We start from the raw sequence: 14,171 nt of genomic DNA, 5'->3' as shown, positions 1-14,171 counted from the left end.
GATGATAAGAAACATTTATTTACTGTTTTTTTTAACGCTGAATACTGGGATCAGCAACCCATTATGGGCACATACTAGTGGCCGGCCTCCCAATCGACCTCCCAACATACTGATCATCACAGTCGACAATGTAGGGTATGGTGATCTTAGCGTTTATAACAAAGAATCTCCAATTATTACTCCCCACATTGAGCAGCTGGGTTTGGAGGGGGCACGCCTGACAAATTTTTATACTGCAGGCGCAACTTGTACCGTATCGAGAGCTTCGTTGATGACAGGCAGAATCCCCCAACGGCATAAACTGGTTGATCAGCTGAATGGTATAGCGGGGAATTATGGGATTGGTCTGCGGCAATCTGAAATATTGATCCCCGAAATGTTAAAAGAGGCACCAACGGAATATGCAACGGGAGCTTTTGGAAAATGGAATATTGGTTTTGCACCTGGATCAAGACCGACCGAAAGGGGATTTGACGAATATCTGGGCATTGCATCAGGCAATGCTGATCATTTTTCTCATGTATATGCAGGAAAACAAGACCTTCATCACAATACGGAAGCCATTAACAGGAACGGAGAATACAGTACCGACCTATTTGCGGACGCTGCTATTCATTTTATCAGGAAAAACACCTCACAAGCGAAACCGTGGTTTGTTTATCTTCCATTTGATGCCCCGCACCATCCTGGCGAACGGAATATTGGTCCTGACGAAGAAAATATATGGAAAGCACCTGATTATGCCTTTAAACCCTATGGGATTTCCCCAGATGAAAAAGATCCTAAGAAGCGGTTTAATGCGGTGGTTACCGCAATTGACATGGCCATTGGCCGGGTATTGAATACGTTGGACTCACTGAACATCTCTGAAAATACCTTTGTGTTTCTTTATTCAGATAATGGCGCGTTTTATCCCTATTTGGATATTCAATCAAATGCCCCGTTAAAAGGAGCGGGAGTCACGTTGTGGGAGGGGGGAATACGAGTCCCGGCTTTGGTAAGGTGGCCTGGAAAAGTGAAAGCAAACTCAGTCATCGATGTACGCCTTTGGTCTTTGGATTTATTTCCGGCATGCGCTAAGCTATCCCAGGCTGAACTGCCAAAAGACAGGTTTATAGACGGCAAGAATCCTTTGCCTGTATTAACACAAGAGAGCCCCCATTCTCCACATGCAACACTGTTTTTTGAATATCGGAACTTTGCAGCGCTTCATTGGGGAGATTGGAAAATTATTAGAGATGAACCTGCTAAAGCGTGGCAATTATATAATCTGCGTGATGATATAGCTGAAACAACTGATCTTGCCAAAAAACGTATTGACCTCGTCGAAAAGCTAAATGGCGCATTTGTACAGAAAAAAGAGGAAATAGAAAGCTATTTGAAAATAGAGGATTCGTTTATGAGTCGGCCAAAGTGACAATAACTACGAAATAAAATAATGAGAGCATTCACCATTCTATGCTGTTTTTTCACGTACCTGCACGTCTGTGTTGCGCAAAAACACGATAAGCTTAATGTATTATTCATCATTTCTGACGACCTGACGACTACCGCGGTTTCGGCATATGGCAATGCCGCTTCCCGCACACCGAATATTGACCGTCTGGCTGCTAGCGGTGTAAAATATACGCATGCGTATTCACAATATCCGGTATGCGGTCCTTCGCGGGCATCCTTGATGTTTGGGTACTATCCCACCGCTACGGGTACGTATGGCTACGTAAGTGGACGGGAAAATGTAGGGACAGATAAAAAGTCCTGGTCACAGTTGTTTAGGGACAATGGCTACTATACGGCACGGGTAAGCAAAATCTTTCACATGGGGACGCAGGACATCATCGAAGGTGCCGATGGTACCGACGATGAGGCTTCCTGGGATGAACGGTTTAACAGTCAGGATCCGTTGTGGAACGCTGAAGGGGAGGGCGAACTCGTGCAAAAAAATCCTTATGGTCTGGAACCTCCTAAACAAGGCAATAACTTAATGTCCATTGTCAGAGCGGATGGAGATGATGCCGATTATTCCGATGGGAAAACTGCGGATAAAGTTTCGGATTTGCTTCGTACGCACAAGGACGAGCCCTTTTTTATTGCGGCAGGGTTTTTCCGTCCCCATGTTCCGTTTGTGGCACCGAAAAAATACTTTAGCGCGTATCCATATGAACAGGTGGTATTGCCGCCAAAAGTCGTAAACGATTGGGACGATATCCCGGCGCCGGGTATTAACTATGTGACAAGCCTGAACGGAATGATGAGTGAGGAACAGGAAAAAAAGGCAATTGCCGCCTATTATTCCACGGTATCTTATATGGATACGCAATTGGGTAAAATCCTTCAAACATTGAAGGAGGAAGGCCTGGAGGATAATACGGTAGTCATTTTTACTTCCGATCACGGTTATCATCTGGGTGAACATGATTTTTGGATGAAGGTGGGATTGCATGAGGAATCGGTACGGGTTCCGTTAATTATTAAGGTGCCGGGGAAGCAACCGGCTATATGCCATTCGTTGGTTGAGCTGATAGACCTGTACCCTACTCTTGCGGAACTTGCCGGGCTGACGGCTGAATCCCAGCTGCAGGGAAAAAGCTTGGTAAACACATTGAATGATCCGACACATAAAGTAAGGGATGCTGCGTTTTCGGTAAGTAAAAACGGAAAAGCGTTCCTGTTACGCACGGAAAAATGGAGCTACATCCAATACGGCGAGGAAGGGGAGCAGGGAATGGAGTTGTATGATATGGAATATGATCCGAAACAACATAATAATCTGGCTGGCCTCCCTGCGTACCAATCGGCTGTGAGTAAATTACAGATTCAATTGAAACAGAAATTGGAATCGGTCCGGAAGAATGATTTAAACACCCAATAGACAGTGAGAGAGATCAAAAATTCATATGGGCAAAAACGCGTATAGTAAATGTTTCCGTGAAAAATTCAATAACATTTGGAAGTGAAAAAAATATTAACGTAATTGGCGGGTACGTTACCGATATCAATTATAAACGGATTAGGAGGTAATGATAGTATTTCGAACGAAAACGACACGTATGCGTACGCGTAATGTGTAGGAAGAAATATAGATTAATAAGCCATGGAAGTAAATCGAAGAAAATTTTTAAAAGGCTTGACTGCAATGGGGGTCGGCTTATCTGCAATGTCTATTGCTAACGTTGGTTTTTCGCGGGAGGCTGTTGCAGGAAAGCGCGTGGGAATTATTGGCTTGGATACGTCGCACAGTATCGCATTTGCCAAGGCATTGAATGCCAGTCAGCCGGATAGTAAGCTAAACGGTTATCGGGTGGTAGCAGCATACCCTTATGGAAGTAAAACGATTGAGAGCAGTGCAAAGCGTATTCCTGGGTACATTGATGAAGTGAAGAATTTGGGGGTGGCGATCGTCGATTCAATTGAGGCATTGTTGGACCAGGTGGATGTGGTTCTGCTGGAAACAAACGATGGACGGCTGCATCTGGAACAGGCGATACCTGTGTTTAAGGCAGGTAAACGGGTATTTATCGACAAGCCGATTGCCGCCTCATTGGCAGATACCAAAGCTATTTTCGCAGCAGCAAAACAACACAACGTTCCTACGTTTTCGTCGTCTTCGTTGCGATATGTCGAAAACATTTCTGACCTCGCTGCAGGAAAATTAATAGGAGACATTACCGGCGTGGATGCATTTGCTCCCGCAACACTGGAAGCCACGCACCCCGATTTATTTTGGTACGGCATACATGGTGTCGAAATGTTATTTGCACTGTTGGGAACGGGTTGTAAAGAAGTCCGCCGCACCTTCGCTGAAGGAACGGATATTGTGGTCGGCACGTGGTCCGATGGTCGGGTAGGGGTTTTCCGTGGAATCCGGGCAGGGAAAGGCGGGTATGGCGGAATGGCCTACGGAACAGAGGGACAACAGGCAATCGGGAAATTTGGCGGATATCTTCCGCTTCTCTACCGTATTGTTGATTTTTTTGATACCGGCATCGTTCCGGTCAATCCGGCGGAAACCACCGAACTGGTAGCATTTATGGCGGCGGCGGATGAAAGTAAACGAAAGGGTGGTGTGGCCGTAAATGTTCAGAATTTATTGAATAGCTAAGATTTAAAAATGGTAAACAGACAGGAAACCCTGCAGCATTGGGACTAACCGTTTACTTATGAAAATTTCAAGGTGCTTTTTATTGATAGCGCTGTTTTTCCTGCCTATCTTGTGTTCTGCACAGGACAGTACATTGTGGAAAGAAATCGTACCCTTCTTTAGCCCTCCCGATTCCCTGAGCGGGAAATTGGGCGATTTCCGTTCGCCCTTGCAATTCTACGATGGTACATCGGTGAAAACGAAGGACGATTGGCAGCGCCGCCGTAAAGAAATTCTGGAACAGTGGCACGGCTTGATGGGCACATGGCCTCCGTTATTGGAACAGCAGAAGTTGACCATTGACTCGACCGTTCAAAAAGACGGATATGCGCAGCACCACGTACGGTTTAAATGGTTGCCGAATGAGTGGACGGACGGTTATTTACTAATTCCAGATGGAGACAACAAACGTAAGCGCCCAGCGGTGATTACCGTGTTTTATGAGCCCGAGACTGCGGTAGGCATCGGCGGAAAGCCCCAGCGCGACTTTGCGCGGCAATTAGTCAAAAGAGGGTTTATTACCTTATCCCTAGGCACCCGTGAGGCGTCTAAACGACGGGAGTATTCGCTTTATTACCCTTCCCTTGAACATGCAGCGGTTCAGCCGCTGTCCATGCTGGCCTATGCGGCTGCCAATGCCTGGCATGTGCTGGCTAAAGTGTCCGGAGTAGATTCGACACGTATCGGTATTACCGGTCACTCGTTTGGTGGAAAATGGGCGATGTTTGCCTCCTGCCTATTTGATAAGTTTGCCTGTGCGGCTTGGTCAGATCCGGGGGTCGTCTTCGACGATACGAAAGGGAGCGGTGTAAACTATTGGGAGCCTTGGTACCTGGGTTATTATCCGACTCCCTGGGAAAACGTATGGCGAAAAACAGGTGATTTAGCCAATGCCAAGGGGGCTTATCCTAAACTCGTCCGCGGGGGCTATGACCTGCATGAGTTACATGCGCTGATGGCACCGAGACCGTTCTTGGTTTCGGGGGGATCTTCCGATGGAGTAGAACGATGGACACCGCTCAACCATGCCATCCAAGTAAATAAATTTCTGGGTTTCGAAAACCGGGTGGCGATGACAAATAGAGAAAAACACGATCCCAATGTACAGTCGAATAAAATACTAGGTGATTTTTTTGTGTATTTTTTGAAACCTTCGCTGTCTTTGACAGAATAAACCAATCGAACTTTTGGTTTTTTAGAAGGAAACGAGGAATTTTTATAAAAAAACTTGCAAATCCAACGGCTGTTTTTTTAATTAGCGGTTACGTTACCATTTATAAATTATAAACAATCTGAGGTTTTAAACTAAGAAGAGACGGTTGTGACCCTTTCTTTCGGTTTCGTGGTTTCGGGTGCGTACCCGATGGGCGTTGGTTATAAGTAGATTAAGTGAATTGTTAACATGGTGCATTTTGATGGTCATCTTCCTGCTTGCGCAAATGAATATGCAAATTATTCAGATGAGCAACTATTATCTCTATTAAGGTTGCGTGATCGACAAGCATTTACGGCGATTTATAACCGCCATTGGGGTTCCGTATATACCCATATATTCAAGATGTTGCGCAATGAGGAAGATGCGAAAGATGGTGTGCAAGAAATATTCAGCCAACTTTGGCTTAAAGCCGATCAAATCCAATCGAATCAGAATCTGGCAGGTTTCCTTTTCCGTTCGGCAAGAAATCTGGTCTTTAATTTAATAGAGAAAAGCCAAGTCCGCCAAAAATACCTGAAATCAATAACATCTTTCGTCAATGAGGTCGATCCCAATACGGTTGACCGGATTGATGAAAAAGAATTGCAAGCGCTAATTGAGCTTGAAATCGAAAAATTGCCTCCTAAAATGCGGCGAATTTTTGAACTGAGCCGCAAAGAAGAACTTTCCCATCAAGAGATTGCCCAGCAGGCAAATCTCTCTTATCAAACCGTAAAAAAGCAGGTGCAGAATGCACTGAAAATAATCAAACCAAAAATAAGCCATTTTAGTGCTTTTCTTTTTTTTTATTTTTTCTCTTAATCAACCTACCCCCAAACCGTCGCTTTCCTGTTTTATAGATAATTAGCCGACATATTCATCTGGTAAAAGCTGATTGGCGGCACCAATTAATTAGGACCGAATGTAACCACATCTGATGATGACAGAAAGAGAGGTGAAATTACTTTTAGCGAAATATAACAGTGGCCACGCTACGTCGCAAGAAAAAAACTTGCTGGAGATGTGGTATTACAACGAATTCAAAAACCGCGATTTTGATACGGAAGGTCTCGATTTGGATAACTTAAAGAGCGAAATCTGGCATGGAACGCTTCAAAAAAGCCGACTGATTCATCGGAAGAGCACGGGTGGGTATCGACGATTGTACGCAGTCGCCGCTGCGACGGTTGTGTTAGTAAGTGTCAGTATCTACCTTTATCATATTTCTGGTACACGTGTCAATCGGTATACAGTTGCCGAATTGACGGATCCGGCGGTGGACATTAAGCCGGGAGGGAATCGAGCGACCTTGACGTTAGCAGATGGGCGGGTAATTGATCTTCGGGACGATAAAAAGGGCGTCATCATCAATACGTCTTCGCTGACTTATAACGACGGAACTGAAATAGCAAAAAGTGAAGATACAAGGGGGGCGAACCATACCATCACTACCCCGAAAGGTGGGCAATACCGTATCGTACTTCCCGATGGATCGCGTGTATGGTTAAATGCCGCGTCAACATTAAAGTACCCCAGCCAGTTCGATTCAAAAGAAAGAAGCGTAGAACTCATTGGGGAGGCCTATTTTGAGATAGAAAAATCAAAGTTGGCTGATGGAAAAACAGCCAAACCATTCATTGTGAAATCCGAGACACAAAATGTGGAGGTCTTAGGTACTCATTTTAATATCAATGCCTATGCGGATGATCCCCTAACCACTACCACGTTACTGGAGGGATCGGTCAACGTGCTTTCAACAGGGCGGCCCACGATGTTAATTCCGGGCCAGCAAAGTGTGGTGCAAAGCGGAGTGAAAACGAAAATTCTGTCTGCAGATATAGACAAAGCGATCGGATGGAAAAACGGCGAGTTCATTTTCTATAATGAGCGCATTGAAAAAGTCATGAAAGACATTGCCCGGTGGTATGATGTCGAAGTTATTTACCAAGACGATGTCAAAGATAAAATGATGTGGGGTTCGGTATCCAAGTTTGAGAATATTTCTAAGGTGTTGAAGATGATCGAACTAACGGGTGTTGTTCGTTTCGATATACAAATACAGGAAGGCGGAAGGAGGGTCTATGTTATGAATTAAACCTTTACATAAAAAAACCGGAGCAAGTTGCAGCTCCTCCGGTTACCAAAGCATTGGGAATAAGAACAAATAAATTATCCATTAAACTTTAGTTATGGCAAAGATAATCAAAATATCATTTATCAAATACCTGATATTCATGAAACTAGTTATTGTGTTTGTGTTAGTAGGTATCGTTAACGTAAACGCCAATGTCTTGGCGCAGACGATTACGTTATCGAAAAAGAACATGCCGATTGAAACCATTTTCAAAGAAGTCAAGAAACAGACGCACTATAATCTGATTTGCGACATCTCCATTATTCGGGAAACGTCGCACATCGATGTCGATGTAAAAAACAAGCCACTTGACGAATTTCTGGATGAAATTTTAAGCAAGCGTAATTTAACCTATGTGGTTAACGACAAAACGATTGTTGTCAGGAAAGTACACCGCGCTTCACAAAACGCGACACCAGCGGTGCTGACCCCTGTATTACAGCGCCGGGAAATTTCGGGTAAAGTCTCTGATGAAACAGGTGCAGCATTGTCGGGTGTAACGGTACAGGTGAAAGGTGGCCAAAGAGGAGCTACCACCAACGAAGATGGCATTTATCGAATAACAATTGACGATAACAATGCAACGCTTGTATTTTCTTTGTTGGGCTATGGTGTAGAAGAGCGACCCGTTGCGTCGGATGCACAAATCAATGTGGTTCTCAAAGCGACGGTATCCGATTTGGAAGAGGTAGTCGTTGTCGGATATGGGACGCAAAAGAAAGGTAATTTAACCGGGTCTGTTGATGTGGTTTCGGGTGAACGCTTATCGAATCGTCCAGCCAATACCGTGGCTGACCTGATTAAAGGCGTTTCTCCCAACCTCAATATTTCCATGAATATGCGAGGTGGTGAACCGGGGTCGGTAAGTGGCTGGAATTTAAGAGGCATGGCCTCTATTTCTGGCGGTGGAGCACCACTTATTCTGGTCGACGGGGTCGAGATGAATATTACAAACGTCGATCCGGAGTCGATCGAGAGTATTTCGGTATTGAAGGATGCATCTGCTTCGGCTATCTACGGATCGCGGGCACCGTTCGGTGTGATACTCATCACTACCAAACAGGGGAAAAGAGACGGTACGGTCAATATTCAGTATTCGGATAATTTATCGTTTAACACACCCATTCGGCTCCCCAGCCAAGTGGATTCCTATACGTGGGCAACGGTTTACAACCAAGCCCAGTCGAATGCAGGATTGGCCGCTCTTTACAGTGATGAACAGGTGGAGCGAATTAAGGGCTACATCGATGGAACCTTCCCGTACGAATATGATCCGGAAAACCCCATTGACAATATTTGGGCGGGGCGCCGGAACGGTAATGCGAACAACGACTGGGCCCGGCTGTTGCTTAGAGACAATGCGTTTAACCAGAAACACAACCTGAACGTTAGCGGCGGGAATGAAAAAAACCAATATTACATTTCGGGAGGCTACATTGAACAAAATGGCGTATACCGATGGGGAAATGATAGCTATCAGCGCTATAACTTCATGACAAATTTCAATTCAGCGGTTACGCCTTGGTTAACGTTTAAATCGAGCGTTAAGTATGCGGCGGGAAAAACGGATCGTCCGATGGGCGAAACGACGGTGGGCCGGGAGCATACGTTTCGGGAGATGTTATTCTTTGCCCCGATGATGCCATTTCATAACATCAACGGCACCGTACAAAGTCCGCTCGTACGGTTGTTGCAGGGGTCTGGCCGAGATGTTGGACATATCAGCGATTTTTTCTTAACCTTGGGTGGCGAATTGGAACCTATAAAAGGGTGGAAGACTAATTTTAGTTACAATTACAACAACCGAGGTGGCCGGGCCACTTCGAATCCGAGGCCGATTGATGTTGAATTGGGAACAGGCGAGTTCGGTAACATCGGAAAACCCGAAGCTTCTTACAATACCTCATTTTCGCAAGACATCTACACGCTGATTAATGGAACATCGGCTTACGAGCATACATTCAACGGGCATTACTTCAAAGCGCTTGTAGGCTATGAGCAAGAGTATCGGTACACCACCGGATTAAACGCTACGGCGACAGGCTTAGTTTCGGATGATATCGTCTCACGCTCCACCGCACTCGGAGGCGTAACCGTTGATGATAATATTGTACATACAGCGACACAGGGCTATTTTGGGCGCTTAAACTACAATTATAATGAAAAATACCTGGTCGAATTCAGCGCAAGATATAACGGGTCATCCCGTTTTGCGCCAGGGAAACGATGGGGCTTTTTCCCTTCTGCTTCTGTTGGTTATAATATTTCAAAGGAACATTTTTGGGAGCCGGTGTCGTCTTACGTCAACGACTTGAAATTTAGGGCGTCTTATGGATCATTGGGAAATCAAAATGTTGCCAATTACCTCTACCTTCCCACGATGGGGACAGGAAGTGAGCTGAATTGGATCATTGATGGTGAACGACCAGGGTATGTGAACGTACCGGGGTTGCTCAGTGACAACCTCACCTGGGAAACCATCACAACCCTTAATATTGGTCTCGATGCGCGGTTGCTTCGAAACCGATTAAGTGTAACTTTTGATTGGTATAACCGGGTGACAACCGACATGATGGGGCCAACGATTACGCTGCCTTATCTACTTGGCGCGTCTACCCCGCGCGCCAATAATGCAGAGTTAACTACCAAAGGTTACGAGTTAATCGTGGGGTGGGAAGATAGTCCTTCATCCTCGTTCTCCTACAACGTGAGCGTGAGCTTGGGCGATAACCGCTCGAAGATTCTGAAATATTTTAATGAAAAAGGAACCATCACTACCTGGTATGAGGGCAAAAGAGTAGGGGAGTTATGGGGATACATCAGCGATGGCTTAATACAGACGGAAGGTGAGTCGATGCCCGATCAATCTTTTTTTCATTCGCTTTGGGGTCCTGGCGACATGAAGTATCGAGATGTCAATGGAGATGGAGCGGTTAATCCAGGGCAAAGCACGTTAACTGACCATGGTGATTTAGTGGTGATCGGAAACGACCAACCCCGTTATAACATTGGGATAAACGGTGGTGTGCAATGGAAACAATTCGACTTTTCCATGTTTTGGCAGGGGATAGGCAAGCGCGACTATTCACCTGATCAGATTTCCGCCGTATTTTGGGGAACGGTTGCCGCGTGGGGAAACTCCGGCATCTTTAAAGATTCCTATAACCTGGATTATTGGCGTCCGGCAGACGAAACCAATATACTGGGGCCTAATACCGATGCTTTCCTCCCTAAACCCTATTTTACGGCAGAAACCAACAAAAATCGATATCCACAGAATCGGTATGTATTAAACGCATCGTATTTGCGTTTGAAAAATCTTCAGGTAGGTTATACCTTGCCGGGTGATTTTCTGAAAAGATACAGCATTAGCAACGTCCGCGTTTATCTATCTGGGGAAAACTTGCTGACCATTACTAAGTTGCCAAAAGTTTTCGATCCGGAAACGATCTTCGCATCGGATACCCGTTACAGTGGTTATATCACAAGCGGCGCGATCTATCCGATTCAACGTTCGTTATCTTTTGGTTTAAATGTTACCTTTTAGTAATCACCCATCATACTGGAAGTCATGAAAAAACACCTCTTTATTATAGCAACAGTGATTGGAACCCTCGCGCTCCATGCGTGTTCGGATTTCCTTAACCGAACACCTCTCGACGCGTTTTCCACACCTGATTTTTTTAAGTCGCCCGCCGAATTGCGCGCGTATATGAACACATTTTACACCGCGACTAATTTTCCGAAATATGCGAATCACGGCAATGATTTCAATAGCGATATCCAAACCACCGGCGCACCCGATACGCGGCTGCAGGGGACAAGAACGGTGGCTACATCTGGGTCTATCGGATTTGGTGAAGTCCGCCGCGTAAATTATTTCTTTGACCACTATAAAGCAGTCGAAGAAAAGCATTCATTGGAAGAGTACCAACAATATCTTGGCGAGGCCTATTTCTTCAGGGGATTAATCTATTTCAACTTGATGCGTTCGTATGGCGATATTCAAATCCTGACCAGCGAATTAAATACAAACTCTCCTGAACTATATAATCCTCGGAATCCCCGTAACGAAGTAGCTGATTTTATTATCGGACAACTTGATTCTGCGGCGATGTACCTTACACCCGATAAAACAAGCGGAGCGGGGAGGATCAATCGGTGGATAGCCTTGTTGATTCAGAGCCGGGTTGCATTGTATGAAGGGACGTGGGAGAAGTATCATGCAGGATCAGAATTTGGCGTCGAAGGTGCAAACCCAGAGAAGTATTTGGAAAAGGCAGCGGAAGCAGCGCTTGAAATTATCAATTCAGGCGTATACGAGGTCTACAACACCGGTGACCCCGAAAACAGTTATAAGGAGTTTTTTGCGTTGCAGGACTTTACTTCCAATAGTGAAGTGATGTTTTGGCGTAAGTATGATAACGAATTAACACGCGGAGAAAGCGGTTTTACAAACGACCGGAATTTTCGGATGGAAACGCCGACCAGTCGAACAATTACGAAACAATTGGCCGATGCGTACCTCTGTATCAATGGACGTCCGATCAGTGGTAATCCGTTGTTCAAAGGGCATACTACCTTAAGTGAAGAAGCGGAAAACCGGGATCCACGATTTTATCAAACCATTGCTACGCCAGACGATACGTGGAAAATTCATGAAGATGGTCGGGTCGAATATTGGAGTGGCGCGTACAACCGACTGAATTCGTCGGCAGATTACAATGCACCGAGTGGGTATATTATTCAAAAAGGATATAACCCGAACATGATTTATCATGTTCAACAATATGAAGAATCACCCGGTATGATCTACCGGTATGCCGAGGCGTTGCTCAATTATGCCGAGGCAAAAGCCGAATTAGGAACGATTAGCCAAGCTGATATCGATCTGTCAATTAAACCGCTCCGGGATCGGGTAGGAATGCCGAATCTGGTGACGGGAGAGATTACTCACGATCCAAATTGGGAATTTCCGGATTTGTCCCCGCTGATTAATGAAATTCGACGGGAGCGTAAGGTAGAGCTTGCGGCAGAAGGTTTTAGATGGGACGACATCGCACGTTGGGCAGCAGCTGATGAACTGATTGTCGGAAAACGGCCAAAGGGCTTTCTTGCATCGCAGATTGATGAAAGTCCATTCCCGGTCGACGAAGATGGTTTTTTGGATCCGCTGAAAAATGCAATGCCCTCCGGATGGGGCTTTAAGTTGGATAGAGACTATTTGAACTCAGTCCCCATCAGTGAAATTGTGTTGAATGATAATTTAACTCAAAATCCGGGCTGGTAAGATGGGGGACTCGGAGCGGCGATAGCCGCTACCGAGTTTCTCTGGTATACTTGCAATAAAAAAGGACTTATCGAAACGGTAGTGAATGGATGGAAAGGCAAGTAATAAATTAGCATTTCCTTTACAAGATAATTATTTTTCTGATATTAGCGGGTGCGTTACCGCGCTACAGTAAATTATGATACTTCTATGCCCAGAATAAGAAATTTTTTCCTTGCATTAGCTCCTGGTATTGTTACAGCCGCCATCGTGTTTGGCCCCAGTAAAATTACAATCACCTCCAAAATGGGGGCGATGTATAGCTATAGCTTGCTCTGGCTGGTGGCTGTTGCTATATTTTTCATGATTATTTATGTGAATATCGCATCCAGAATCGGTTTGGCAACCGATGATTCACTGCTTGTGACCATACGGAAGCATTACGGGAAATGGGCCTCCGGACTCATTGGGTTTGGGATTTTTATGGTGGCTACTTCTTTCCAGGCTGGAAATTCGATCGGCGTCGGGCTATCGATTGCCGAAGCGAGTGGTACATCCATGGCGCCATGGATCATTCTATTCAATGCGATTGGGATTGCACTCTTGTTTTTCCGCGACTTTTATAAGGTACTGGAACGGCTGATGATTACGATCGTGATGCTGATGCTATTTGCGTTTATCACCACGATGTTTTTGGCAAAACCCTCGGTTTCGGGGATGGTATCGGGGTTGGTGCCTGAAGTGCCAGAAGGATCATTGGGTCTGTTGATTGCTTTTTTTGCTTCTTGCTTCTCCGTAGTTGGCGCTTTCTATCAAACGTATTTGATACAGGCACGCAAAAAGGCGAGTCCAACATTAGTTATCCATGCAAGTAGAGGAACAGGGGGCATGATCGTTTTAGGTCTGATGTGCATAGTGGTGATCATGTGTGCGGCAGCGGTGTTGCATGAACAGAATATCGCCGTCAATAAAGCTTCGGATATGGCGAAAGCTTTGGAACCTTTGTTTGGCAGCGCTGCTTCTTATTTATTTCTGATCGGATTGTTTGGAGCCTCATTTTCTTCGGTGGTTGGCAACGCCACCATCGGTGGTACACTTTTATCGGACGGGTTAGGTTACGGAAGCTCCCTGGATTCAAAAGTAGTAAAGGGTCTTATCGCCGCGGTTATGGTAATCGGCAGCGTCATTGCAATCGGGTACGAAAAACCGCCTTTGGAGATGATTGTACTCGCGCAAAGTGTCACCATTTTCTTGGTTCCTTTTATTGCGGTTGTCATGTACCTGTTGGCTAACAATCAGAAATTAATGGGGCAATACACCAATTCACTGTTTGTGCGTATCGCTGGTCTGATTGGTCTCATCGTGCTGGTCGTGCTGGCCGTATATAATTTTAACGAATTGTTTTTGAAATAATGTTGAAAGATGGAATGAA

General features: G+C 45.3%; 9 protein-coding genes. All 9 read left to right on the top strand.

Annotation, left to right across the window (positions count from 1 at the left end; all coding sequences use genetic code 11):
* The first annotated feature begins 1 nt into the window (after nt 1).
* The 9 genes from BMZ56_RS06055 to BMZ56_RS06015 all read left to right on the top strand — a co-directional run bounded on the left by BMZ56_RS06055 (nt 2) and on the right by BMZ56_RS06015 (nt 14,152).
* The gene (locus BMZ56_RS06055) at nt 2–1,417 is read left to right on the top strand and encodes a sulfatase-like hydrolase/transferase (RefSeq protein WP_090625489.1); all 1,416 of its coding nucleotides are present in this window, start codon (nt 2–4) and stop codon (nt 1,415–1,417) included.
* Between the two features lie 21 nt (nt 1,418–1,438).
* A complete protein-coding gene (locus BMZ56_RS06050) occupies nt 1,439–2,872 on the top strand; it encodes a sulfatase (protein WP_090625486.1) in 1,434 nt (477 codons plus the stop codon).
* 222 nt (nt 2,873–3,094) lie between these two features.
* The gene (locus tag BMZ56_RS06045) at nt 3,095–4,102 is read left to right on the top strand and encodes a Gfo/Idh/MocA family protein (protein WP_090625484.1); all 1,008 of its coding nucleotides are present in this window, start codon (nt 3,095–3,097) and stop codon (nt 4,100–4,102) included.
* Nucleotides 4,103–4,160: 58 nt separating this feature from the next.
* Nucleotides 4,161–5,315, top strand: coding sequence for an alpha/beta hydrolase (locus BMZ56_RS06040; protein WP_090625480.1), 1,155 nt, complete (start codon nt 4,161–4,163; stop codon nt 5,313–5,315).
* Between the two features lie 228 nt (nt 5,316–5,543).
* Nucleotides 5,544–6,158 (top strand): RNA polymerase sigma factor, encoded by a 615-nt coding sequence (locus BMZ56_RS06035; RefSeq protein ID WP_090625477.1) that lies wholly within the window; start codon nt 5,544–5,546, stop codon nt 6,156–6,158.
* 115 nt (nt 6,159–6,273) lie between these two features.
* Entirely contained in the window at nt 6,274–7,431 is a 1,158-nt protein-coding gene (locus BMZ56_RS06030) for a FecR family protein (RefSeq protein ID WP_090625474.1), read from the top strand.
* 94 nt (nt 7,432–7,525) lie between these two features.
* Nucleotides 7,526–11,017, top strand: a complete 3,492-nt coding sequence (locus BMZ56_RS06025; RefSeq protein WP_218146477.1) for a TonB-dependent receptor — start codon at nt 7,526–7,528, stop codon at nt 11,015–11,017.
* 24 nt (nt 11,018–11,041) lie between these two features.
* Nucleotides 11,042–12,760 carry a RagB/SusD family nutrient uptake outer membrane protein gene (locus BMZ56_RS06020; protein ID WP_090625471.1) on the top strand — a complete coding sequence of 573 codons (1,719 nt, stop codon included), beginning with the start codon at nt 11,042–11,044 and terminating at the stop codon, nt 12,758–12,760.
* Between the two features lie 189 nt (nt 12,761–12,949).
* Nucleotides 12,950–14,152, top strand: coding sequence for an Nramp family divalent metal transporter (locus BMZ56_RS06015; protein ID WP_090625468.1), 1,203 nt, complete (start codon nt 12,950–12,952; stop codon nt 14,150–14,152).
* Nucleotides 14,153–14,171 lie beyond the last annotated feature (19 nt).

This window comes from Parapedobacter indicus, assembly GCF_900113765.1.
GTDB classification, from domain to species: domain Bacteria; phylum Bacteroidota; class Bacteroidia; order Sphingobacteriales; family Sphingobacteriaceae; genus Parapedobacter; species Parapedobacter indicus.
Note: the sequence above shows the minus strand (reverse complement) of the source record. Positions and strands in the feature narration are given on the sequence as shown.